This is a genomic window from Actibacterium ureilyticum (assembly GCF_002285435.1).
In the GTDB taxonomy this organism is placed as follows: Bacteria; Pseudomonadota; Alphaproteobacteria; order Rhodobacterales; family Rhodobacteraceae; genus Actibacterium_C; species Actibacterium_C ureilyticum.
Map to the genome: position 1 here is coordinate 539,468 of NZ_NSBT01000037.1, position 22,821 is coordinate 562,288.

Annotated in this window: 21 protein-coding genes; 11 read left to right on the forward strand and 10 right to left on the reverse strand. The window is 64.2% G+C overall.

What is annotated here, in order from left to right:
- The first annotated feature begins 75 nt into the window (after positions 1 to 75).
- Together CLM60_RS15600 and CLM60_RS15605 are read left to right on the forward strand one after the other, a co-directional pair.
- Positions 76 to 1,212 carry a polysaccharide biosynthesis/export family protein gene (locus tag CLM60_RS15600; RefSeq protein WP_095590038.1) on the forward strand — a complete coding sequence of 379 codons (1,137 nt, stop codon included), beginning with the start codon at positions 76 to 78 and terminating at the stop codon, positions 1,210 to 1,212.
- Positions 1,213 to 1,219: 7 nt separating this feature from the next.
- Positions 1,220 to 3,214: a capsular polysaccharide biosynthesis protein gene (locus CLM60_RS15605; RefSeq protein WP_095590039.1), complete on the forward strand. Its 1,995-nt coding sequence runs from the start codon at positions 1,220 to 1,222 to the stop codon at positions 3,212 to 3,214.
- Between the two features lie 32 nt (positions 3,215 to 3,246).
- On the opposite strand, the gene CLM60_RS15610 is transcribed toward CLM60_RS15605, so the two are convergent.
- Positions 3,247 to 4,140 carry an EamA family transporter gene (locus tag CLM60_RS15610; protein WP_095590733.1) on the reverse strand — a complete coding sequence of 298 codons (894 nt, stop codon included), beginning with the start codon at positions 4,138 to 4,140 and terminating at the stop codon, positions 3,247 to 3,249.
- Between the two features lie 80 nt (positions 4,141 to 4,220).
- Between CLM60_RS15610 and CLM60_RS15615 the strand changes: the two genes are divergently transcribed.
- Complete coding sequence (locus CLM60_RS15615) at positions 4,221 to 4,709, forward strand: MarR family winged helix-turn-helix transcriptional regulator (RefSeq protein WP_095590040.1); 489 nt, start codon at positions 4,221 to 4,223, stop codon at positions 4,707 to 4,709.
- A 99-nt stretch (positions 4,710 to 4,808) separates the two neighbouring features.
- Here CLM60_RS15615 and ribD read toward each other — a convergent pair whose 3' ends face one another.
- The 4 genes from ribD to CLM60_RS21425 form a co-directional block, all read right to left on the reverse strand.
- Positions 4,809 to 5,924 carry a bifunctional diaminohydroxyphosphoribosylaminopyrimidine deaminase/5-amino-6-(5-phosphoribosylamino)uracil reductase RibD gene (gene ribD, locus CLM60_RS15620; RefSeq protein WP_281256707.1) on the reverse strand — a complete coding sequence of 372 codons (1,116 nt, stop codon included), beginning with the start codon at positions 5,922 to 5,924 and terminating at the stop codon, positions 4,809 to 4,811.
- Positions 5,921 to 6,388, reverse strand: a complete 468-nt coding sequence (gene nrdR / locus CLM60_RS15625) for a transcriptional regulator NrdR (RefSeq protein ID WP_095590041.1) — start codon at positions 6,386 to 6,388, stop codon at positions 5,921 to 5,923. Before nrdR ends, ribD begins: the two co-directional genes overlap by 4 nt.
- Positions 6,389 to 6,506: 118 nt before the next feature.
- On the reverse strand, positions 6,507 to 6,923 hold the full coding sequence (locus CLM60_RS15630) for a secondary thiamine-phosphate synthase enzyme YjbQ (protein WP_095590042.1): 417 nt from the start codon (positions 6,921 to 6,923) through the stop codon (positions 6,507 to 6,509).
- The gene (locus tag CLM60_RS21425) at positions 6,877 to 7,134 is read right to left on the reverse strand and encodes a hypothetical protein (protein WP_095590043.1); all 258 of its coding nucleotides are present in this window, start codon (positions 7,132 to 7,134) and stop codon (positions 6,877 to 6,879) included. The genes CLM60_RS15630 and CLM60_RS21425 overlap by 47 nt, the downstream gene beginning before the upstream one ends.
- Before the next feature lie 572 nt (positions 7,135 to 7,706).
- On the opposite strand from CLM60_RS21425, the gene CLM60_RS15640 reads away from it, so the two are divergent.
- Positions 7,707 to 8,729: a glycosyltransferase family 2 protein gene (locus CLM60_RS15640; RefSeq protein WP_141246541.1), complete on the forward strand. Its 1,023-nt coding sequence runs from the start codon at positions 7,707 to 7,709 to the stop codon at positions 8,727 to 8,729.
- A gap of 59 nt (positions 8,730 to 8,788) precedes the next feature.
- On the opposite strand, the gene rpoD is transcribed toward CLM60_RS15640, so the two are convergent.
- The 3 genes from rpoD to CLM60_RS15655 form a co-directional block, all read right to left on the reverse strand.
- Positions 8,789 to 10,783 carry an RNA polymerase sigma factor RpoD gene (gene rpoD / locus CLM60_RS15645; protein WP_095590045.1) on the reverse strand — a complete coding sequence of 665 codons (1,995 nt, stop codon included), beginning with the start codon at positions 10,781 to 10,783 and terminating at the stop codon, positions 8,789 to 8,791.
- A 118-nt stretch (positions 10,784 to 10,901) separates the two neighbouring features.
- A complete protein-coding gene (dnaG, locus tag CLM60_RS15650) occupies positions 10,902 to 12,857 on the reverse strand; it encodes a DNA primase (protein ID WP_095590046.1) in 1,956 nt (651 codons plus the stop codon).
- Between the two features lie 245 nt (positions 12,858 to 13,102).
- Positions 13,103 to 14,533, reverse strand: coding sequence for a Glu/Leu/Phe/Val family dehydrogenase (locus tag CLM60_RS15655; RefSeq protein ID WP_095590047.1), 1,431 nt, complete (start codon positions 14,531 to 14,533; stop codon positions 13,103 to 13,105).
- 370 nt (positions 14,534 to 14,903) lie between these two features.
- Here CLM60_RS15655 and CLM60_RS15660 point away from each other — a divergent pair, with 370 nt between their 5' ends.
- The 3 genes from CLM60_RS15660 to CLM60_RS15670 are packed head-to-tail and all read left to right on the forward strand — an operon-like array spanning position 14,904 to position 17,833.
- A complete protein-coding gene (locus tag CLM60_RS15660; protein ID WP_176473897.1) occupies positions 14,904 to 16,673 on the forward strand; it encodes a TadE/TadG family type IV pilus assembly protein in 1,770 nt (589 codons plus the stop codon).
- On the forward strand, positions 16,670 to 17,239 hold the full coding sequence (locus CLM60_RS15665) for a TadE/TadG family type IV pilus assembly protein (protein ID WP_176473898.1): 570 nt from the start codon (positions 16,670 to 16,672) through the stop codon (positions 17,237 to 17,239). Before CLM60_RS15660 ends, CLM60_RS15665 begins: the two co-directional genes overlap by 4 nt.
- A 3-nt stretch (positions 17,240 to 17,242) precedes the next feature.
- Positions 17,243 to 17,833, forward strand: coding sequence for a TadE/TadG family type IV pilus assembly protein (locus CLM60_RS15670; protein ID WP_095590050.1), 591 nt, complete (start codon positions 17,243 to 17,245; stop codon positions 17,831 to 17,833).
- Positions 17,834 to 17,839: 6 nt separating this feature from the next.
- Here the strand turns inward: CLM60_RS15670 and CLM60_RS15675 are convergent, their stop codons facing one another.
- Complete coding sequence (locus CLM60_RS15675) at positions 17,840 to 18,316, reverse strand: hypothetical protein (protein WP_095590051.1); 477 nt, start codon at positions 18,314 to 18,316, stop codon at positions 17,840 to 17,842.
- Between the two features lie 148 nt (positions 18,317 to 18,464).
- Between CLM60_RS15675 and CLM60_RS15680 the strand changes: the two genes are divergently transcribed.
- Positions 18,465 to 19,376 (forward strand): pirin family protein, encoded by a 912-nt coding sequence (locus CLM60_RS15680; protein ID WP_095590052.1) that lies wholly within the window; start codon positions 18,465 to 18,467, stop codon positions 19,374 to 19,376.
- 11 nt (positions 19,377 to 19,387) lie between these two features.
- Here CLM60_RS15680 and CLM60_RS15685 read toward each other — a convergent pair whose 3' ends face one another.
- Positions 19,388 to 19,975, reverse strand: coding sequence for a TetR/AcrR family transcriptional regulator (locus CLM60_RS15685; protein ID WP_095590053.1), 588 nt, complete (start codon positions 19,973 to 19,975; stop codon positions 19,388 to 19,390).
- A gap of 98 nt (positions 19,976 to 20,073) precedes the next feature.
- Between CLM60_RS15685 and CLM60_RS15690 the strand changes: the two genes are divergently transcribed.
- From CLM60_RS15690 to glpX, 3 genes are all read left to right on the forward strand, one after another.
- A complete protein-coding gene (locus CLM60_RS15690; RefSeq protein ID WP_095590054.1) occupies positions 20,074 to 20,373 on the forward strand; it encodes a hypothetical protein in 300 nt (99 codons plus the stop codon).
- Between the two features lie 82 nt (positions 20,374 to 20,455).
- Positions 20,456 to 21,742, forward strand: coding sequence for a homoserine dehydrogenase (locus CLM60_RS15695; protein WP_095590055.1), 1,287 nt, complete (start codon positions 20,456 to 20,458; stop codon positions 21,740 to 21,742).
- A gap of 93 nt (positions 21,743 to 21,835) precedes the next feature.
- Entirely contained in the window at positions 21,836 to 22,801 is a 966-nt protein-coding gene (gene glpX, locus CLM60_RS15700) for a class II fructose-bisphosphatase (protein ID WP_095590056.1), read from the forward strand.
- Positions 22,802 to 22,821: the final 20 nt, after the last annotated feature.

Here is a 22,821-nt window from a genome sequence, read left to right on the forward strand (position 1 = left end):
AACTTTCCTTTCAACACCACCCCCGATAGATTATCCCGACATGATCGGCATCAATGCAGGTCAGGGAGCTGGACAGTGAACCTTATCTTATCTCGTGTCGTCCGGGCGGTATCGCTCTGTGTGGTTGCCGGATCGCTGGCCGCCTGCGGATTGCCGCGCTCGGGCCCCAACAAATCCGAGATCTATTCCGGTTCGGTCCAGAAACAGGGCAATGCCTTTGTCGTCGGTGTGAATGACCGCGTGACCCGCGCGACCGCCGTTGCGCCGGGCCTGGGCTTTTCAGCCGGGTTCCGCAACGCCAGCGTGCTGGGGTCCGACACGATCAATCCCGGCGACACGCTGGGCCTGACGATCTATGAAAACGTCGATGACGGGCTGCTGTCGAACCAAGGCGTGAATGCCAGCGTTCTGGAGGAGGTTCAGGTCGACGGCGCGGGCTATATCTTTATCCCCTATGCCGGTCGCATCCGCGCGGCGGGCAATTCGCCCGAACGGCTGCGCCAGATCATCACCGAGAAACTGGACACCCAGACCCCCGATCCGCAGGTGATCGTGCGCCGTCTGGCCGGGGACGGGGCCACCGTTTCGGTCGCGGGCACCATCGCCCAACAGGGTGTCTTCCCGATCGAACGCCCCACCCGCACGCTCAGCTCGATGCTGGCGGCGGCGGGCGGCATCACGATCTCGCCCGAGATCGCCCAGGTCACCGTGATCCGCGGTGGCCATCGCGGCAAGATCTGGTTCCAGGATCTTTACGTCAATCCCGGTGCCGATATCGCCCTGCGCGGCGGCGACCGCATCCTGGTCGAGGAAGACAGCCGCGCCTTTACCGCGCTTGGCGCCACCGGCGCGCAAAGCCGGGTTCAGTTCGAAACCCAGACCCTGTCGGCGCTGGAAGCCATCGCCCAGGTCGGCGGGCTGAGCACCAATCTGGCCGATCCCAAGGGTGTGTTCATCCTGCGCGATGAACCCTCGGCCGTTGCCAACAGCGTGCTGGGCCGCAGCGACCTGCAGGGCGATCAGCGCATGGTCTATGTGCTGGACCTGACCGAGCCCAACGGCATGTTCATGGCCCGCGATTTCGTGATCCGCGACGGCGACACCGTTTATGTGACCGAAGCGCCGTTCGTCCAATGGTCGAAGACTCTGGGCGCAATCACCGGCTCGCTGACCGCCGCGAATTCTGTGGAACAGCTGTCCACTGGGAACTGAGGCCGGCATGACCGGCCCCGGCGCCCCGGCGCAGCGGCTTTTCGTCTATAATGGCGGTTTTCTGACCCAGACGCGTATCCGGCGCATTCTGGAACTGGCGGGCTATCAGATCCGGCTGGGCGCGCCGGGGCCGGATGACCTTGTGGGCGTCTGGGGGCAATCCGCCACAGCGCCCAGGGGCGAGGCCGTGGCCGATTGGCGCGACACCCCGGTTCTGCGGGTCGAGGATGCGTTCCTGCGCTCGGTCCTGCCGGGGCGCGACGGTGCGCCGCCGCTGGGGCTGCTGCTGGACCGGTCGGGCGTGCATTTCGATCCCGCCCGCCCGTCCGATCTGGAAACCCTGCTGGCCACCCATCCGCTGGACGATCACGCGCTGCTGGAACGCGCGCGCGTGGCCGCCACCCGGCTGCGCGATCTGCACCTGTCGAAATACTGCAATTTCGACCCGGCCCTGCCGGTGCCCGATCCGGGCTATGTGCTGGTGATCGACCAGACGCAGGGCGATGCCTCGGTCACCGCCAGCGGCGCGACGCTGGCCACGTTCCGCGAGATGCTGGCCTTTGCCGAGATCGAAAACCCCGGCGCGCGCATCCTGATCAAGACCCATCCCGAAACCCGTGGCGGCCACCGCCCGGGCTATTTCACCGCCGAACAGGTGGCCGGGCGCGCCACGCTGATCGACGATCCGGTCTCGCCCTGGGCGCTGATGGAAGGCGCGGTCGCGGTCTATACCGTGTCCTCGCAGCTGGGATTCGAGGCGATCATGGCGGGCCACAAGCCGCGCGTCTTTGGCCAGCCGTTCTATGGCGGCTGGGGTCTGACGCAGGACGAAAACCCGGTGCCGCGCCGCGAACGCACCCTGACCCGCGCCCAGCTTTTCGCCGCCGCGATGATCCTGGCGCCCACCTGGTACGACCCCTGCCGCGACCGGCTGTGTACCTTGGAACAGGTGATCGACCAGCTTGCGGCCCAGACCCGCGCCTGGCGCGAAGATCGCACCGGCTGGCAGGCCAGCGGTATGCGCCTGTGGAAGCGCCCGCATATCCAGAAATTCTTCGGCGCGGTCGCGCCCGTGCGCTTTGCCGATACACCGCCACAGGACAACCGCCGCCAGATGGTCTGGGCCAGCCGGGCCGAGGTGGCTCACGATGCCGTGCGGGTCGAGGATGGCTTCCTGCGCTCGCGCGGGTTGGGCGCGGCGCTCACCCCGCCGCTGTCGCTCGTGTGTGACGATCTGGGGATTTATTACGACCCGACCCGCGAAAGCCGGTTGGAGCAGCTGATCACCGCCGCCGCCAACCTGCGCCCCGATCAGATCCGCCGGGCCGAGCGGCTGATCGCGCGGGTCACGGATGCAGGCCTGTCGAAATACAATCAGGGCACCCCGCCGCCCGAGCTACCCGAAGGGCGGCGGATATTGGTACCGGGACAGGTCGAGGACGATGCCTCGATCCGCCTTGGCTGTGGCGATATCCGCACCAATCTGGCCCTGCTGGAGCGGGTCCGCGCGGAAAACCCCGATGCGCTGGTGATCTATAAACCCCATCCGGATGTCGTGGCGGGCCTGCGCCCCGGGGCGGTGGCCCCCGACGCGGCATTGGCCCATGCCGATCTGATCGTGACCGGCACCGATCCCGCCGCCCTGCTGCCCCAGGTCGATGCGATCTGGACCCTGACCTCGCTTCTGGGGTTCGAGGCGCTGTTGCGCGGTCGGACCGTCACCTGTCTGGGGATGCCGTTCTATGCCGGCTGGGGGCTGACCCGCGATCTTATGCCCGCGCCCGACCGGCGACAGGCCCGGCCCGGCCTGGCCGGTCTGGTCCATGCCACGCTGATCGGCTATCCGCGCTATTTCGACCCGATCAGCGGCCAGCCCTGCCCGGTCGAGGTCGTGGTCGACCGTCTGGCCAGCGGCACCGACCTGCCCCGCGCGCCGGGGTTGCGGGTATTGTCGAAGCTACAGGGGCTTTTCGCCGGGGCCGCGCCTTTCTGGCGGGGATAGCGTGCAGAGAAGGGCTGGTTTGAGCGCATTATTCATGATTTCTGCACCGCGGCCAAAGTCGGCTTTGTCGATACTGGCTTCGATCTCAGCGCGTATTGACCAACGAACACGCTCAGGAGGACGACAATCACTCCAATGCTTTGCGGAACACTCAGTGTTTCATTGAGAAAGAACCAACCGAGCAAAGCCGCACTCATTGGACTTAAAAGGCCCAGTATCGAAGCCGCAGTTGGTTGGATGATACGGATGCCGCGCAACCAAATAATGTATGTCAGGGCCGCGCCGATAAAGCCCAGATAGGCTAGTCCCAAGACGTTCGTTCCGCTGATGGTCGACCAATTTGTTGGCGCAAAAAGTGCGAAGGGCACTAAGAGCAAACCGCCAGCCGTCAATTGCCAACTCGTAAAGGTCAGAGCGCTGACTGGCGGCTGCCATTTTCGGCTCAGCACGCTGCCGAAGGCCATGGACGCAGACCCAGCAATACCGGCAACAACCCCCCACATATCCAGCTTTGCTGCGGGTGTAAGGACGAGGAGTGCGACCCCGACAACGCCCGCAGCGACTGCAAACAGTGAAAGCACTTTGACTGGTGATCCAAGCAAGAAACGAGATGCGAAGATAACCACAAACGGCTGCAATGCCCCCATCACGGCTGCGACGCCCCCGGGCAAACGATAAGCGGCAAAGAAAAGCAGCGACCAAAATATCGCGAAATTTAACGCACCCAAAACGAACATCTTCCAGACCCAGTGACCATGAGGGACTTGGCGAACCAGACACAGTAATAGCAGGCCTGCTGGCAGAGCGCGCAGGACGGACACGGTCAGCGGATCAAGGTTGGGCAAGAACTGTGTGGTGACGATGTAACTGCTCCCCCACACAAGCGGGGCCAGTGCCGTGAGGGCGAGGTCATAGGGGCGGGACATGGGGGTCTCCAATTTATCTTGATGTAGAGATAAATGCATTTAACTTGACGTCAAGATAAAAACCTATTCTGTGTTTCAGCATGTTCGATATTGAAGACATCAGAGCGCAATGGGCCAAACAGCGGCCAGATATAGACACAGGGCCAATGGGCTTGATTGGCAGGGTGGTCAGATTGTCGACGCTTTACAGCGAACAGATGGGCAAGACCTTTGCAAAACACGGGCTGACCGCAGCGAGTTTTGATGTGTTGGCCACGCTCCTAAGGTCGGGACCGCCCCATGCGTTGTCGCCGAACCAACTACTGGCGACGATGATGGTAACGTCAGGCACAATGACTAACCGCATTGACCAACTTGAAAAGGATGGTTTCGTGGCGCGTGTGCCGAACCCTCAGGACAAGCGCAGTGTCCATGTGAAGCTCACAGCGAGCGGGATCAGGAAGATTGATGCCGCCGTGTCAGATCACGTCGTTGTTCAGAAACGACTGGTCGAAGGGCTGTCCGAATTGGATCAGTCTGAGCTGAACACCATACTGGACAAATGCCTTTCGTCCTTCGCGGATAGGTAAAAAGCAGACATTACTAGCTCTTCATCGAACGGCAACAAAGTCCCGCGAAGCGGCCTTTTGGCCACATCACTTCCAAGCCTAGCCGCGTAGGGTGGGTTTTCAACCCACCGCCCCGGACCGCTCCCACCGGTGCAACACGTCATTGCCGATGGCGCGCGCCTCGACCAGGTGGAACCGGTGCGCATCCGCCAGCCGTTCCAGCCCCATCACCCCCAGCGCGGGCGTGCCTTCGGCGCCGATGGCCAGCCCGGCGGTAAAGCCCACCAGCTCGTCCACCAGCCCCGCGTTCAGAAGCGAGGCCGCGAACGCCCCGCCCCCCTCGCAGAAGACCCGGGTCAGGCCGGTTTCGCCCAACGCGCGCAGCATCGCGGCGGGCTCGATCTGGCGCGTGGTGCCGGTGTCCACCGGGATCAGCCGCGCGCCCAGCTCGGCCCAGGCCGCGCAACGCTCTGCCGGGGCATCCGGCCCGTGCAACAGCCAGACCGGCACATCGCGCGCGGTGCGGGCCAGCTTGCCATCAAGCGGCAGGTCCAGCCGACGGCTGCAAACGATCCGCACCGGTTGCCGCGCCACGCCGATATCGCGCACGGTCAGCGACGGATCATCGGCCCGCGCCGTTCCCGCGCCAACCATCACCGCATCGTGCCGCGCACGCAGCGCATGCACGTATCGCCGTGCCTCGGGGCCCGTGATCCACTGACTTTCGCCGGTGGCCAGCGCAATGCGCCCGTCAAAGGATCCCGCCAGTTTCAGGGTGACCATCGGGCGCCCGGCACGGCGGGCCAACAGAAAGCCGCGATGGGCGCGCTCGGCCCGGTCGGCCAGAACACCGGTCTCGACCGCAATGCCCGCCGCGCGCAACATCGCGTGTCCGCCGCCATCGACACGCGGATCGGGGTCCTGCAATGCGGTGACCACCCGCGCCACACCCGCTGCGATCAGCGCCGAGGCACAAGGCGGCGTCTGGCCGGTATGGGCGCAAGGCTCCAGCGTGACATAGGCGGTGGCGCCGCGCGCGGCCTCAGCGGCCTTGGCCAGCGCGACGACCTCGGCATGAGGACGCCCGCCGGGCTGGGTCCAGCCGCGCCCGACGATCCGGCCATCCCGCACGATCACGCAGCCCACCGCCGGGTTGGGCCAGCATTGCCCCATCCCGCGCGCGCCCAGCGACAGCGCAAGCGCCATGAACCGGGCATCCTGGCCTTTCTGGCTCACTCTTCCGGCGGGGTGGGCGGACGCAGCTCGTGGACGAAATCCTCGAAATCGTCTGCGGCCTGGAAGTTCTTGTAAACGCTGGCAAACCGCACATAGGCCACGGTGTCGATCCGCGCCAGCGCCTCCATCACGATCTCGCCGATGGTCTTCGACGGGATGTCGGTTTCGCCCATGCTTTCCAGCCGCCGCACGATGCCCGAAATCATCTGGTCCATCCGTTCGGGGTCGACGGGGCGTTTCTGCAACGCGATGCGGATCGAGCGTTCAAGCTTGTCGCGGTCGAAATCCTCGCGCCGGCCATTGGATTTGACCACCACCAGATCGCGCAGCTGCACCCGTTCATAGGTGGTGAACCGTCCGCCGCAGGCCGGGCAGAACCGCCGCCGCCGGATTGCGACGTGATCCTCGGCCGGGCGCGAATCCTTCACCTGTGTGTCGATATTTCCGCAAAACGGACAGCGCATGACCTCTCCCTCGGCCTCTTACCCCAGTTATCCACAGCCACTATATGGCGCCCGCGAGGGATTGGGTAGACGGAAATTGACACCACCAGATGCAGATTGCGGCCCTCCGTTGCGCCGGTCACCGCAGAAGATGCGCCGCCACCTGACGCTGATGCGGGGCATCGCGATGTTCGAACAGATAGATCCCCTGCCACGTGCCCAGCACGGGCCGCCCGTCCGCCACGGGCACCTGCAGGCTGACCGGCAGCAGCGCGGCCTTGATATGGGCGGGCATGTCGTCCGGCCCCTCGTAGGTGTGGGTCAGATAGGACATGGATGGATCGGTCGTGGGCGGCACCAGCCGTTGAAAGAAATTGCGCAGATCCGTCCGCACCTCGGGGTCGGCGTTTTCCTGGATCAGCAGGCTGCACGAGGTATGGCGCACGAAGAGCGTCAACAGCCCATCGCCGCCCTGCCCGGCCACCCAGGCCGTCACCTCGCGGGTGAATTCATAAAGACCCTGCCCCCGGGTCGCGATGGTGAAACTGCGCTGCACCGGTCCCGTCAAAGCCCCTCGGGATCCCAGAAATAGGGCAGGATCCGCATGCAGGCCGACGCGCCGTCTGCCGCGCGGAAACTGTCGCCCGGGCGCGCCACGCTGCGCTGATAATCCCCGCGCAACCCCTCGGCGGCATCCAGCGTTTCGGCGCCGGGGCGGATGGTGAACAGCACGCCGCGTTCTCCCGCCCCCCTGGGCCGCACGACATAGATGCGCGTGGCCGGGTCCTGGCCCAGCGTCGTCTTCACATAGTCGCCCGCCGAACACATGAATTCTTCGGTCCAGTCACCGGGCCGCGCGATCACCTCGAACGTGCCGGGGCTTTCGGAATGGCCGACGATCCGGTTGCCGATCGGGCTGCGGTCATCGGGCAGGATATCGGGCAAGGGGCGCGGGGCGGTCACGCAGGCGCCCAGCGTCAGCGCCACGCCCAACAGGCCAAGTCCGGAATGCGTTTTGTGTTTCATGAGCCATCCTTGCATAGGGGACCGCAAAAGTGTCTGTGACACATCGATGCTGCGCTGTACCAGCGCGCGGCCGGGTTTTCGGCCACCAGCACGGAACGTCGCGCATGCAAGCATACAGGCCCCAACCCCGGATCGCGATGGCGAAACGTCGGTGCAGCTACCCTTTACACCCATGCCGCTATCCACCCCGGATCCACCGCCGTGGTCGACAACGCAATGAACAACATGTGTGCTGCACAGACCTTGTCGAATTCCACAGGTGCGTTAATGAATATCGGGCCACCCTGCCGGAACATCACTGGAAGTCAAGAAATTGGAGATCGCATTGCCTGCCTTGAACGGGATTGTCGGGATCGCGACGATCAAGAACGAGGCCGACATCATCGAACCGATGATCCGACATAACCTGCGCTTTCTCGACAGCCTTGTGGTTGTCGACAATTGCAGCAGCGACCAAAGCCTGGCCACCGTTCTTGCCATGCGCGAAGAGTTTCCAGGGCGGCTGATCGTGCGGCGGGACGCCCGCATGGGGCATGTGCAGCGGCAGATCTTGAATGATCTGGCCATCGAACTGGCGGCGCAGGGTGACATCGCTTGCCTTGTTCCGCTGGATGCGGACGAGCTGATCCGCGCCGACCGTTCACTGTTCCGGCAAACGCTGCTGCAGGAAATCCGACCGGTGCGCATGCCATGGGTGACCTATGTGCCGACCCCCTTGGATGAGCAGGACGAGAAGAACCCCATCTGCAGGATCACGCGCCGGCGTCAGCAAGAGCCGAAGCAATGGTTCAAAACGACCTTTCCGATCCATCTTGTCGGCCAGGCAGAGCTGAGCCCCGGCAATCACCGACTGATTGGGAAAGGCCATACGCCAATGCGTCTGCGCGGATTTCGGCCCAGACCGCCGAAACCGGATCTGGCAGCGCGCACGGTCGCGGGGCTAAGCCTTGCGCATTATCCCGTGCGCAGCAGGGAACAGCTTTTCACAAAGGTCGTGATCGGTGCGTTGAACATGCGCCTGCGCACAGGTGGAAAGACGCGTGAAGGTTTCCATTGGCACGAGGCGGCAAGGACGTTCATTGAAAATCGCGGCATGAGCGATGCGGAATTCTATGACACCGCCCGGCGCTATGCGGTCACTTACCCTGTTGCCCTGGTCGAGGACCCGCTGGATTTGCACGATGCGGATCGACCCCTGCGCTTCCCGGTCGAGGATCAGGCGCAGCTCGTGCTCAAGCTGCTGGGGTTCGCGCAGGAATGTGTCGATGCCTTTGGCACGCCCCCTCGCGGCGTCCGTCAAAGATGGACCAAGGGGCGGCGGCACCCGGCAGCTTGAGGTTCAGGGCTGCAAGGCGCGCCATACAAACGAAAACGGCGCCCGCAGGCGCCGTCCCATCACTGATCCAGGAAGCTGCGCAGCTTGCGCGAGCGGCTGGGGTGTTTGAGTTTCCGCAGCGCCTTGGCTTCGATCTGGCGGATACGTTCGCGGGTCACGCTGAACTGCTGGCCGACTTCCTCCAGCGTATGGTCGGTGTTCATGCCGATGCCGAAGCGCATCCTCAGTACCCGTTCCTCGCGCGGGGTCAGGCTGGCCAGAACGCGGGTCGTGGTGTCCTTCAGGTTCTCCTGAATGGCCGAATCCAGCGGCAGGACGGCGTTCTTGTCCTCGATGAAATCGCCGAGCTGGCTGTCTTCTTCGTCGCCGATCGGGGTTTCCAGCGAAATCGGTTCCTTGGCGATCTTCATCACCTTGCGGACCTTTTCCAGCGGCATCTGCAGCTTTTCGGCCAGTTCCTCGGGCGTGGGTTCGCGGCCGATCTCGTGCAGCATCTGGCGGCCGGTGCGGACCAGCTTGTTGATCGTCTCGATCATGTGGACCGGGATACGGATCGTGCGGGCCTGGTCGGCAATCGACCGGGTGATGGCCTGACGAATCCACCAGGTCGCATAGGTCGAGAATTTATAGCCGCGGCGGTATTCGAATTTATCGACCGCCTTCATCAGGCCAATGTTGCCTTCCTGGATCAGGTCCAGGAATTGCAGGCCGCGATTGGTGTATTTCTTGGCGATCGAGATCACCAGGCGCAGGTTGGCCTCGACCATTTCCTTCTTGGCCTGGCGCGCCTCTTTCTCGCCCTTCTGGACCTGCTGGACGATGCGGCGGAATTCGCTGATGTCGACGCCGACATATTGGCCGACGCGGGCCATCTCGCCGCGCAGTTCCTCGACCTTGCTGCCCGAGCGTTCGCAGAACGCCTGCCAGCCGCGACCGGCTTTCTCGTTCATCCGCTCCATCCAGGCGGGGTCCAGTTCGGACCCGCGATAGGCGTCGATGAATTCGCGGCGGTTGATGCGGGCTTGGTCGGCCAGTTTCACCATCGACCCGTCGATCTGCATGATCTTGCGGTTGATGCCGTAAAGCTGGTCGATCAGCGCCTCGATCCGGTTGTTGTGCAGGTGCAGCTCGTTCACCAGCAGCACGATCTCGGACCGCAGCTTCTGATACGCGGCCTCTTCCTTGACCGAGAAACTGTTATCCTCGTTCAGGGTGGCCGACATGCGCATGTCCTGCATGTCCGACAGCTTGGCATAGTCGCGCGCGATCAGGTCGAGCGTTTCCAGAACCTGCGGCTTCAGCGCGGCTTCCATCGCCGCAAGCGACATGTTGGCCTGTTCGTCGTCATCCTCGTCGTCATCGTCGCTGGCAATCGGGTTGCCGTCGGCGTCCAGCTCGGGCTGGTCGTCCTTTTTCTGCGCGGTGGCAGAGGCATCGACATTCAGATTGCCGACAACGGGTTCGCTTTCTTCGCCATCGTCGTCCATCGACTGGCCGAACGTGGTTTCCAGGTCGATCACGTCGCGCAGCAGGATGTCTTCGTTCAGAAGCTCGTCGCGCCAGATCGTGATCGCCTGAAAGGTCAGCGGGCTTTCGCAGAGCCCCAGGATCATGGTGTTGCGCCCGGCCTCGATCCGCTTGGCGATGGCGATCTCGCCCTCGCGGCTCAGCAGTTCGACCGATCCCATCTCGCGCAGGTACATGCGCACCGGGTCATCGGTGCGGTCCAGCTTCTCGGTCTCGGTTTGGGCGACGGCCACCTCGCGCGAGGTCGAGGTTTCGACAACCTCGGTCGAGCCCTTGGAATCGTCGTCCTCGGCCTCTTCCTCCTCGATGATGTTGATGCCCATCTCGGACAGCATCGACATCACATCCTCGATCTGCTCGGACGACACCTGATCGGGCGGCAGAACCTGGTTCAGCTGATCATAGGTGATATAGCCACGCTCGCGCGCCTCGGCGATCATCTTCTTGACCGCCGCCTGGCTCATATCAAGCGAATGCTCCTGGTCCTGGTCGTCCTGTTTGCGATCATCGGTGTCTTTTGCAGCCATGCCATGCTCCTTGCAGGGGCGCTGATTCGCTTTGTGATGTGATTCGAATCAATAACCCGAATCAGCGCGATGCACACCCGTTTAGCCTTAACTTTGTTATTACCCCGTCACCGGAACGTCACGATGCATCCGGTTCCTTTGTTCCATACCCGATCTGGGCCAGCAGGCTTTCGAACGCCCCACGTTCGTCGCGGCTGATCCGCGCGCCATTCGGCCCGATATCGTATTCACCCCGATCCTCGTTGTCGGATTTGCCCGCCCGGTTGCGTGCCTCGGCCGCCTGGCCCAGCCGCCAGGTCAGGCCTTCGTCGGCCAGCCCGTCCATATCCTGAAGCGCGTCTTCGATTTCCTGTGCCGCGCCGCGCGTCGCTGTCAGCTTGGCCACTTCCTCGGCCAGACACAGCGCGGCTTTCTCGGCATCCTGCGGGTTGGCGACGGATGGACAAATCTGGACATGGCGCAGTGCGAACAGGTTTTCAAGGGGCGCGGGCCCGATGGTGCCGGAAATCGCGGCCCGCAGCGCGGCGGGGTCGGTTTCATCGGCATGGGTCAGCAGCGCGCCCTGCAACCGGCGATGATCGTCGCTGGTGCAATCCAGCCGTTCCAGCGCATCCAGCGCCCCGTGCAACAGGCCGGGATGGGTGATCAGCGTGGCCAGGATCACCGCCTCGTGCAGGTAATCCTCGAACCCCTGCCCGGCCGATACCAGCGCCGAGGATTTGGTGGCCGACAGCGCAGGCTGCGGCGCTTTGCGGCCGCGCCAGGGTTTGCGCGCGCCCCCTTCGCGCCGGGGATTGAAGAGCTGCCAGCGCAGGTTCTTGATCTCGTCCCCGTAATGCCGCTTGATCGACGGGTCCTTGATCCGGCCGATGACCGCGCGCAGGTCCTTGTCCAGCGCGGCCTTGCGTTCGGGGCTGTCGAAGGATTTGCCCTCGGTCTCGCGCTGCCACAGCAGCTGAACCATCGGCTGGGCCTGCTCCAGCAGCTTGTCCATCGCGCCGGCGCCGCCGGTGCGGATCACATCGTCCGGGTCCTGCCCCTGCGGCATCAGCGCAAAGCGCAGGCTGTGCCCGGCTTCCAAAAGCGGCAGCGCCAGGTCGATCACCCGCAGCGCGGCGCGTATCCCCGCCGCATCGCCATCCAGCGCAATGACCGGCTCGGGGTCGATCCGCCAGGCCAGCCGCAGCTGATCCTCGGTGATCGCGGTGCCCAGCGGCGCGACCGCCGCGCCGAACCCCGCATCAGACAGCGCGATCACGTCCATATACCCCTCGGCCAGGATCAGCGTCTTGCCCTTGCCCGCGGCCTCGCGCGCGGGACCGTGGTTGTAAAGCGTATGGCCCTTGTCGAACAAAAGCGTCTCGGGCGAGTTCAGGTATTTCGCCTTGTCCTCGGGGTCCATCGCGCGGCCGCCAAAAGCGATCGCCCGGCCCCGCGCATCACGGATCGGGAACATGATCCGGTCGCGGAACGTGTCATAGGGCTTGCCGCCCTTGCTGCTGGGCTTGGCCAGCCCCGCGTCCAGGATCATGTCCTCGGCCACGCCCTTGCCGCGCAGATGGTCCCAAAGCCCCTGCCAGCCATCGGGGGCAAAGCCGATTTCCCAGCGGTCCAGCCGCGCGCCGGTCATGCCCCGCCCGGCCAGATAGTCGCGCGCCGCCGCGCCCCCGGCGGTCTTCAGTTGCAGGCGGAAGAACTGCACCGCCTGTTCCATCACCGCGATCAGCTCGCTGCGGCGGTCGGCGCGTTCCTGGGCCTTGGGGTCGCGGGCGGGCATCTGCATGCCAGCCTCGGTCGCCAGGATCTCGACCGCCTCCATGAAGCTCACATTCTCGGTCTCGCGCACAAAGGAAATCGCGTCACCCTTGGCGTGGCACCCGAAGCAATAGTAATAGCCCTTGCGGTCGTCGACGTGGAAACTGGCGGTCTTTTCCTGATGGAACGGGCACGGCGCCCACATGTCGCCCTTGCCCTGGTTCGATTTGCGCGGATCCCACATGACCTTGCGCCCGACAACCTGGCTCAGGCTCAGGCGGGTGCGCAGTTCATCCAAGAATCCGGGGGGCAGGCTCATGTCTCTTCATATCGGTCGCGGGCCAAGCCTGTCCAGAACCCCACCGCCAAAGCCGCGCGAATTTCGTCAATTCACGCCACCGGCATCACCACAGGCGCAACCGCGCGGGCCGCATGGCCCGCGCCCGGCCCAACCGAAAGCCGTGCATGCACATGCACCGCTTTCGGGCGGGAGCCCCCGGCACATGGGGCAAAACGGTTCCGGGCGGGCGGTTGGCCGACGCCCCGAACGCGGCGCGCGGGCGTCTAGAGCCCCTTCGCGCGATAGCTGTCGGCCACCCGGCCGATCGCCACGATATAGGCCGCCGTCCGCAGATCCTCGACATCGTCGCGCCGGTGCCAGGTTTCGCTCATCGACTGATAGGCGATCCGCATCGTGTCATCGAGGCCCGAGCGCACCAGTTCCAGCTCGTCCGCCCCGCGCAGGTATTTTTCCTTGAAGTTCGGGGTCATCGACCAGGCATCGCCCAGATGCTCGTCCAGCCGCTGCAACTCGTCCACGATCAGTTGGTGGCGCGCCTCTTCCTGGCGGCGCTGCATCCGGCCGAACCGGATATGACTCAGGTTCTTGACCCATTCGAAATAGGACACCGTGACGCCGCCCGCGTTGGCATACATGTCGGGGATGATCACGACGCCCATCTTGCGCAGAACCTCGTCGGCGCCTGCCGTGACGGGGCCATTGGCGGCCTCGATGATCAGGGGCGCCTTGATCCGCGCGGCGTTTTCCAGGTTGATCACCCCTTCGATGGCGGCCGGGATCAGGATATCGCAATCCTCCTCCAGCAGCTTGGCGCCATCGGGGACGAAACTGCCTTCGGGGCAACCCTGCACGCCGCCATTCTGCGCCACCCAGTCGCGTACCGCGTCGACATCCATGCCCTTGGGGTTCACCAACCCGCCATCGCGCTCGACGATTCCGGTGATCTTCGCGCCGTCCTCGGTGCTCAGGAAATGCGCGGCGTGATAGCCCACATTGCCCAGCCCCTGCACGATCACGCGCTTGCCGTCCAACTTGCCCGACAGCCCCGTCCTGGCCACATCGTCGGGATGGCGAAAGAACTCGCGCAGCGCGTATTGCACGCCGCGGCCCGTCGCCTCGACCCGGCCCTGGATACCGCCCGCATGGGCCGGTTTGCCGGTGACACAGGCATTGGCGTTGATATCGGTGGTATTCATCCGCCGGTACTGATCGGCAATCCAGGCCATCTCGCGCTCGCCCGTGCCCATGTCGGGGGCGGGCACGTTCTGGCTGGGGTGTATCAGGTCGCGCTTGGCCAGCTCGTATGCAAAGCGGCGCGTGATCTGTTCCAGCTCGTGCTCTTCATATTCGCGCGGGTCGATCCGCAATCCGCCCTTGGACCCGCCAAAAGGCGTTTCCACCAACGCGCATTTATAGGTCATCAGCGCGGCCAGCGCCTCGACCTCGTCTTGGTTCACGCCCATCGCAAAGCGGATGCCGCCCTTGACCGGTTCCATATGTTCCGAATGCACGCTGCGATAGCCGGTGAAGGTCTGGATGCTGCCGCGCAATCGGACCCCGAACCGCACCGTATAGGTCGCGTTGCAGACCTTGATCTTTTCCTCCAGCCCCGGCGGCAGGTCCATCAGACGGACCGCCCTGTCGAACATCAGATCGACGGACTCGCGAAAACTCGGCTCAATGACACCAGTCATGGCTTTCTCCCTCCTGAAGACGAGTCGGTTGACATTGTTCTTGACGACTCGATCCTAACAAAAGCTTGGCGCGGTTGGCTGTCGCCGTCCATGACATTCGCGCCCTGCCCACGCAGGGCCCAAAACGCGGCGATTGTTTCTGAGCAGTAACCAATCCGGAAATAAGCGCAATTCTGACGCGACTTACCATTATTTCCCCCCGTCTTCTGCCCTAATACTGCCTAAATTACCGATCAGTTTAAGCTCCAGTTAATTCTATCGCGCGGAATCTGCTTGCGCGTGCAGCGTCTGTTTGGGGACGGCGCGGGGACAAAGGGTTGGTACTATGCGGCGTATGACTGGGCGTGAGCCCCGGAAGATTTCTTTTGCCATGGCGCGGGATCGTGCGCGGGCCTCGGTTGCGGGTTTTCATAGCGACGAACGCGGTGCGCTGATCGTGTTTGGCCTGGTGCTGCTGATCATGATGTTCATGATCGCGGGTCTCGCCATCGACGTCATCCGGCTGGAGGTGACCCGCACCCGCATCCAGAACACGCTGGACCGCGCCGTTCTGGCCGCCGCCGACCTTCAGAACGCCGAAGACGCCAAGGAAGTGGTAAACGACTATTTCAAGAAGGCTGATCTGGGCCAGTACATGAGCGACGACCAGATCGACGTCGATTACTCGCAGAACGGCTCGCAGCTGACCTATCGGATGGTCGAGGCGACATCACAGGCCAATGTGAAAACGATGTTCATGCACATGATGGGCATCGAAACCCTGGTCGCGGCAGGCAAATCCGTGGCGGAAGAAGGCATCTCGGAAACCGAAGTATCGCTTGTGGTGGACGTGTCCGGCTCGATGGATTGGGACGCGCATGACGAAGATGACAGAGTGATCGGAACAAAGATCGAGATCCTGCAGGAAGCCGCAAAGGATTTCGTCTACTTCCTGCAATGCGACAGCGCCTCGGAACGTCCCGATCTGCTGGAAAACTACAGCTCCGAAGACTGCACGGTCACGCCGGACAAGGTGTCGATTTCGCTGATCCCCTATTCGGAACAGGTGGTCGCCGGGTCGCGCATGTTCGAGGAAATGGTGACGACCGCCGATCACAACTATGCCCATTGCCTGGAATTCACGCCCGAAGAGTTCGAAACGGCCACGATCATCGCGACCGATCCGAACAACCCCGCCAGACAGGCCGGTTATTTCCGCGACTATCCCAGCGGCTGGAATTATGGCGAGAACTGGAACTGCCGCCCGGAAAACTGGCGCCAGATCCGGCCCTTCATGGATGATTACGGCGTCGCGGCCACGCGGATCGACCAGCTCGAGGCCGGCGGCAGTACCTCGATCGACTATGGCGTGAAATGGGGTGCGGCGATGCTGCATGAAAGCTTCCGCCCCGTGATCGCGGGCCTGGCAGAGACCAGCGACAACGGCAGCGCGGCGATCGTGAACCCTGCCTTTGCGTCGCGCCCCTATGGCGCACAGCCGATGAACGCGATCAAGGCGCTGGTTCTGATGACCGACGGTGTGAACGACGTGCAGCGCATGCTGAAAGACGGCTATCGCTCTGGCCCCTCGGCCTTCTGGCGGAATGTCGACAACCCGAACGATGCCAGCGACACGGTCCAGACCGAGCGGCTGTCCGTCTATCATCAGCAGCGCGACGACAACGGTCAGGATCCCTATTACTACCCGCATGACGGCAGCTGGAATGCCGTGCCCTATGGCGATGCCGCAGGCTATGAGACCACGCGCGTGCGCAGATGTAACCGTTACGGCTGCTGGTACGAGAACCAGACCGAATGGGTCGAGCAGCCGGGCGTTGCCGAAAACATCCCCTTCCCGGTGCTGTGGAAGGACTATGACATCGACAGCACCTATAACAACAGCAACTATTCCTGGCTGGGCGACCCGCTGGTGGCCTATGCGAATGCCGAAAAGGTAGAGCACACCAAGGACGTCTGCGAAGCCGCGAAAAACAACGGCATCGTGGTCTATACCATCGGGCTGGAGGTCGAAGACGGCCTGGATGTGCTGAAGGAATGCGCCACCACCGAAGGGCATTTCTTCAAGGCAACTGGCGAAAACCTGAGCGACGTGTTCTTCGCGATCGCAAGCTCGATCGACAAGCTAAGGCTGACCCAATGATCCCTGTGCTGACCCCGGCAGCCCGCAGATTGCGGCGCCTGCACCGTGACGAGGGCGGGATCGCGGCGCTGGAATTTGCGATCCTGCTGCCGATCTTCATCACGCTGTTCGTGTCGGCTTTCGAGCTGGCGATGTGGATGAACCGCCAGGTGATGCTGGATCGCGCCGTCGACCTGACCGTGCGGGATCTGCGTCTGGGCACATGGCCGAACCTGAGCGGGGAGAACGGCGTCGGTATCCTGAAGGAATCGATCTGCAGCCGGGTGGGCGATTTCGTGCCCGATTGCGAGAACCAGATCCTGCTGGAACTGTACCCGATGCCGAAACCCGACTGGCCCCTGCCCGATCCGGCCGCGCGCTGCGTCGACCGGGGCAGCGCCGAGAAACCGATCGTGAATTTCAACGACGGGCCGGAAAACGAAATGATGCTGGTACGCGCCTGTGTGATGATCGACCCGTTCTTCCCGGGCACCGGTCTGGCGCTTTATCTGCAGGACAATATCGGTGACGGGTTCGCGATGGTGTCGACATCGGCCTATGTGAACGAACCGCGGCCGGGGAGCTGATCCATGACCAATGTCTTTACCCGCATCCTGCGCCGTTTCGCCAAAGAGGAAAAGGGAACCCTGACCGTCGAGGCGGTGATGATCCTGCCGATCCTGGTCTGGTGGTGGGTGGCCAGCCTGGTGTTCTTCGACGCCTATCAGGCGCTGAACGTCAACCAGAAGGCGGCCTATACTGTCAGCGACATGATCAGCCGGGAAATGGGCGACGAGCCGGTGAACGCCACCTATATGGACGGAATGGGCGCCGTGTTCGGGTATCTGACCGCCGGGCATGGCACCAATTCCGCGATCCGCGTGACCGAGATCTATTGCGAGGACGATTGCGATCTGGACAACCCCAACCGCGTGATCCGCACCGACTGGTCCTATTCGACCGACAGCCGCCCTGCCCTGGATGACGATACGATCGTGAATTTCGAGGATCAGATTCCGATCATGACCAAGCAGGACCGCGCGATCATGGTCGAGACCTTCATGGACTATACCTCGGCCTTCAATGTGGGCCTGGATGACGGGAACTATCAGAACCTGGTGGTCACGCGCCTGCGCTTTGCGCCAAAGCTGTGCTGGAACGCCTGCGACGAGAACAGCTGATCCGGCTCAGGACCCGTCGCGTTCGGCCAGCCGCGCGATCAGAATCTCTGACATGAACTTGGTCTGGGCGGCCACCGTAACGCCGCCCACGCCCACCCGCCGGCCCAGCCGCCACCACAGCCCCGGCGCCCAGGCCGATTTGCCCCCGGATTTCAGCCGCACCACGAAGCCGTTCGACGGCTTCATCGCGAACACACCCCGATCCACGCCCGTGATCTGATCCATCGGCGCCAGAACCGTACCGTCGCTGCTGACCAGCCCCGCCTCGGTCAGGATGACCGAGGCCAGCGTCGCGCGGCGGAACGTTTCGGCCTGCCACAGCACCACGCCCCCGAAGCCCAGCAGGAACAGCTGCCAGAGCCGTTCGGCCGGCGGCTGGGCCAGCGCGATATAGATCACCCCGCCCCCCAGCAACAACAGCACCGACAGCCCGAACAGGCGGCGGATCTTCGACGGGGACACGGTGGCAAGCGGTTCGGTCATTGTGGCTCCATGATGGTGGCGCATCCTTACAGCGCTTGCCGCGAAAGTGCGAGGGGGGCTTTGCATCTGTGTGTTTGCGCGCCATCCCTGCGCGTTGCCCTGCCCCACGGGCGACCCTAGATAAGGTCGGAACCAAGGGAGATCGCGCATGTCCATCCGACCGATCCGCGAGCAATCGCACGCCATTCCGACGCTTGAAGGCGCCGGTGTCAAACTGCACCGCGCCTTCGGCTTTCAGGATCCGACCGATCTGGATCCGTTCCTGCTGTTCGACGATTTCCGCAATGAACGCCCCGAGGATTTCCTGCGCGGATTTCCCTGGCATCCCCATCGCGGGATCGAAACCATCACCTATGTCCTGAGCGGCACGGTGGAACACGGGGATTCGCTGGGCAACCAGGGCGTTCTGGGCGCGGGCGATGTGCAATGGATGACCGCCGGGTCGGGCATCCTGCATCAGGAGATGCCGCAGGGCAACGCCCAGGGGCAGATGCACGGCTTCCAGCTGTGGGCGAACCTGCCCGCGGCACAGAAGATGACCGCGCCGCGTTACCAGGACGTGACCGGCAACGACATCCCCGAAATCATCGACGATGACGGCACGCGGGTGAAAGTGATCGTCGGCACGTTCTGGGGCCAGACCGGCCCGGTGGACGGCATTGCCGCCGATCCGCAATATCTGGACATCTATGTCCCGCCGGGGGTAAAAAAGTCATTTCCCGTCGACACTTACAAGCGCGCCTTCGCCTATGTCTTCGACGGTGCGGGGCAGTTTGCCGATGCCTCGAACCCCACTGGCGTGCTGCTGGAGAAAGAGGTCATGGGCCAGGAGGTCAACATCCGCGACATGTCGGGCAACCGCACCCTGATCCGGTTCGGCACCGGCGATACGGTCACGGTTCAGGCCGGGCCCGAAGGCATCCGGTTCCTGCTGATCTCGGGCGCGCCGATCCAGGAACCCGTGGCTTGGCACGGCCCCATCGTGATGAACACCCAGGCCGAGCTGCGCCAGGCCATGGCCGAACTGCGCAACGGCACCTTCATCCGTCCCGCGCACTGAAAACCGACGCGTCAGGCGCCCGCCGCCTGACGCACCATATCCCAATAGATATCCGCGACCTGCCCCCGGCCCAGCCGCCCGTCGTCGCGGTACCAGGTCGACACCCCATTCAGCATCGCCAGAATCGCCATCGTCGCCAGCCGCAGATCGGGCAGCCGGAACACCCCCGCCTGCTGTCCGTCGCGCAGGATCGCACCCAGAGCGGCCTCGTATTCCGTGCGCAGCCCCTCGACCCGGTCATAGTTTTCGGGGCTGAGGTTCCGCAGCTCCATATTGGCGATGAACATGGTTTCGGGCCGGTCGAAATGGAACCGCACGTGAAACCGCGCGAACGCCTCCAGCGCGTCCAGCGGCCCGGTGCCTTTGGGGGTCGCGCGCCAGCCCGCCAAAGCCTCCTCCAGATGCGTGCTCAGGATCTGAAACAGCAGATCCTGCTTGTTGGGGGTATAGGAATAAAGCGCGCCCGCCTGCACGCCGACCTCGGTCGCGATCTGGCGCATCGACACGGCCGCATAGCCGTGGCGCGCGAACAGCCGCTGGGCCGCCGCGCGGACCAGCGGGCCGGTGACCTCGGACGATGATCCCGCTTTGCGCGCCATGACGGCCAGCCTAGCCCAATCGCCCCCCCGTGCAAGCGGTGACTTGCGGATGACCGGACCGACGCCCTATGGTGCGCACAGGTTGCGGAAAGGGTGACATGGCGATGCGGCATTGGGCGATGATCCTGGCGTTGGGGCTTTTGCCCGGCTGCGCCGACTTCCCCGAGGTGGAGGCCGCATTGGCGGCCGAGGGCACGCCCAGCGCGTTCCCGGCGCTGTTGCCCATGGACACGCTTCTGGACCGCGCCGACAGCGTGACCATATCCGCCGATATCGGCGCGGGCGTGTCGGACCGGGTGGCCGCATTGCGCCGCAAGGCCGACCGGCTGCGCGGCCCGGTGCTCAGCCGCAGCGAACGCCGCCGCCTGCAACAGGCCGCCGCCCGCCACGCGCAATAGCGCCCCCCGCGCGTTGCATGCCCCGGCACAACGCGCTAACAGTCCCGCGATCAAGGCTCTCAAACAGGTTCGGAGACCCCCTATGAGCACCCCTTTGCGCCTGGGCATCGCCGGGCTTGGCACCGTCGGTGCCGGCGTTGTGAAAATCATCCAACAGCGGGCCAACCTGCTGGCACAGCGCACCGGGCGGCCGGTGGTGATCAGCGCGGTATCGGCGCGCAGCCGGGACAAGGACCGTGGCGTCGACCTGAGCGGCTTTGCGTGGGAGGACGACCCCGTCGCGCTGGCCACCCGTGACGATGTGGACGTGTTCGTCGAACTGATGGGCGGCAGCGACGGCCCCGCCAAGGCCGCCACCGAAGCCGCGCTGGCCGCGGGCAAGGATGTGGTCACCGCCAACAAGGCGATGCTGGCCCATCACGGCCAGGCCATCGCCGAACAGGCCGAAGCCGCAGGTTGCGTCGTCCGGTTCGAAGCCGCCGTCGCGGGCGGCATCCCGGTGGTCAAGGCCCTGACCGAGGGGCTGGCCGGCAACCAGATCACCCGTGTCATGGGGGTGATGAACGGCACCTGCAACTATATCCTGACGCGGATGGAAAACGCGGGCCTGCCCTATGACGAGGTGTTCGAGGAAGCCCGCGCCTTGGGCTACCTCGAGGCCGACCCGAATCTCGATGTGGGCGGGATCGACGCCGGGCACAAGCTGTCGCTGCTGTCGGCCATCGCCTTTGGCGCCCAGGTCGATTTCGACGGGGTCGAGCTGGAGGGGATCGGTCAGATCACCATCGAAGACATCCGTCAGGCCGCCGATATGGGCTTTCGCATCAAGCTGCTGGGCGTGGCGCAGCTGACCGGCCGGGGGCTGGAACAGCGCATGACGCCCTGCCTTGTGCCCGCGCTCAGTCCGCTGGGCCAGCTTGAAGGCGGCACCAACATGGTCGTGCTGGAAGGCGACAGCGTGGGCCAGATCGTCCTGCGCGGCGCCGGTGCGGGCGAAGGTCCGACCGCCAGCGCGGTGATGTCGGATGTGCTGGACATCGCGCGCGGCATCCGCGTGACGACCTTTGGCCAGCCCGCCGCGACGCTGGACCGGATCAAACCCGCCCGGGCCACCGCCGCCGCGCCCTATTACCTGCGCATGGCGCTGGTCGACAAACCCGGCGCCATGGCCAAGGTGGCCAAGGTTCTGGGCGACAGCGGCATCTCGATCGACCGGATGCGCCAATACGGCCATGACGAACCCACAGCCCCCGTGCTGTTCGTCACCCACAAGACCACGCGCGACGCGCTGGATCACGCCATCACGGGCCTGGCCGAGACCGGCGTGGTGGTCGGCGATCCCGTCGCGCTGCGGATCGAAGCGCTCTAGGATCGTCTTCCCTTGTCCTGACACCTGTTAAAAGGCTAGGAAGGCAGGGACGGCTCCGGCCGCTTGGTTTGCCCTCAGATACAGGAATTTAACATGTCTCACCCTGTCGATTTCAACGACCGCATGCTGTCGCTGGGCCTGGCCCGCGTGTCCGAGGCCGCCGCGATGGCCTCGGCCAAGCTGGTCGGCCGCGGCGATGAAAAGGCCGCCGATCAGGCCGCCGTCAACGCCATGCGCGACCAGCTGAACATGCTGGACATTCAGGGTGTTGTCGTCATCGGCGAGGGCGAGCGCGACGAGGCGCCGATGCTGTATATCGGCGAAGAAGTCGGCGCCGGCGGCGGTCCCGCCGTCGATATCGCGCTGGACCCGCTTGAAGGCACGACGCTGACGGCCAAGGACATGCCGAACGCGCTGACCGTGATCGCCATGGCCCCGCGCGGCACACTGCTGCATGCACCGGATGTTTACATGGACAAGCTGGCCATCGGGCCGGGCTATCCCACCGATGTCGTGTCGCTGGACATGACGCCCAAGGAACGCGTGGCGGCACTGGCCAAGGCGCGCGGCTGCAAGGACAGCGACATCACCATCTGCGTGCTGGAACGCCCCCGGCACGAGGACATGATCGCCGAGCTGCGCAGCACCGGCGCCGCGATCCGCCTGATCACCGATGGCGACGTGGCCGGGGTGATCCACTGTGCCGAGGCCGACATCACCGGCATCGACATGTATATGGGCTCGGGCGGCGCGCCCGAGGGGGTTCTGGCCGCCGCGGCCCTGAAATGCATGGGCGGCCAGATGTGGGGCCGTCTGCTGTTCCGCAACGATGACGAACGCGGCCGCGCGGCCAAGGCCGGCATCACCGATCTGGACCGCGTCTATTCCCGCGACGAGCTGGTGACCGCTGACGTGATCTTTGCCGCCACCGGCGTGACCGATGGTTCGATCGTGTCGGGGATCAAGCGCGAACCCACGCATCTGACCACCGAAACGATCCTGATGCGGTCGAAAACCGGATCGGTGCGGCGGATGATCTATCGCAACCCGATCAAGTGACGGGCGGGCACACAGAACAC

What these genes read in the sequence shown, in the direction of transcription:
- CLM60_RS15605 (WP_095590039.1), top strand. Translation starts at nt 1,220, where the DNA reads ATGACCGGCCCCGGCGCCCCGGCGCAGCGGCTTTTCGTCTATAATGGC.
- CLM60_RS15610 (WP_095590733.1), bottom strand. Translation starts at nt 4,140, where the DNA reads ATGTCCCGCCCCTATGACCTCGCCCTCACGGCACTGGCCCCGCTTGTG.
- CLM60_RS15615 (WP_095590040.1), top strand. Translation starts at nt 4,221, where the DNA reads ATGTTCGATATTGAAGACATCAGAGCGCAATGGGCCAAACAGCGGCCA.
- nrdR (WP_095590041.1), bottom strand. Translation starts at nt 6,388, where the DNA reads ATGCGCTGTCCGTTTTGCGGAAATATCGACACACAGGTGAAGGATTCG.
- CLM60_RS21425 (WP_095590043.1), bottom strand. Translation starts at nt 7,134, where the DNA reads ATGTCGTGCGGCCCAGGGGGGCGGGAGAACGCGGCGTGCTGTTCACCA.
- rpoD (WP_095590045.1), bottom strand. Translation starts at nt 10,783, where the DNA reads ATGGCTGCAAAAGACACCGATGATCGCAAACAGGACGACCAGGACCAG.
- dnaG (WP_095590046.1), bottom strand. Translation starts at nt 12,857, where the DNA reads ATGAGCCTGCCCCCCGGATTCTTGGATGAACTGCGCACCCGCCTGAGC.
- CLM60_RS15655 (WP_095590047.1), bottom strand. Translation starts at nt 14,533, where the DNA reads ATGACTGGTGTCATTGAGCCGAGTTTTCGCGAGTCCGTCGATCTGATG.
- CLM60_RS15660 (WP_176473897.1), top strand. Translation starts at nt 14,904, where the DNA reads ATGGCGCGGGATCGTGCGCGGGCCTCGGTTGCGGGTTTTCATAGCGAC.
- CLM60_RS15665 (WP_176473898.1), top strand. Translation starts at nt 16,670, where the DNA reads ATGATCCCTGTGCTGACCCCGGCAGCCCGCAGATTGCGGCGCCTGCAC.
- CLM60_RS15670 (WP_095590050.1), top strand. Translation starts at nt 17,243, where the DNA reads ATGACCAATGTCTTTACCCGCATCCTGCGCCGTTTCGCCAAAGAGGAA.
- CLM60_RS15675 (WP_095590051.1), bottom strand. Translation starts at nt 18,316, where the DNA reads ATGACCGAACCGCTTGCCACCGTGTCCCCGTCGAAGATCCGCCGCCTG.
- CLM60_RS15680 (WP_095590052.1), top strand. Translation starts at nt 18,465, where the DNA reads ATGTCCATCCGACCGATCCGCGAGCAATCGCACGCCATTCCGACGCTT.
- CLM60_RS15685 (WP_095590053.1), bottom strand. Translation starts at nt 19,975, where the DNA reads ATGGCGCGCAAAGCGGGATCATCGTCCGAGGTCACCGGCCCGCTGGTC.
- CLM60_RS15690 (WP_095590054.1), top strand. Translation starts at nt 20,074, where the DNA reads ATGGCGATGCGGCATTGGGCGATGATCCTGGCGTTGGGGCTTTTGCCC.
- CLM60_RS15695 (WP_095590055.1), top strand. Translation starts at nt 20,456, where the DNA reads ATGAGCACCCCTTTGCGCCTGGGCATCGCCGGGCTTGGCACCGTCGGT.
- glpX (WP_095590056.1), top strand. Translation starts at nt 21,836, where the DNA reads ATGTCTCACCCTGTCGATTTCAACGACCGCATGCTGTCGCTGGGCCTG.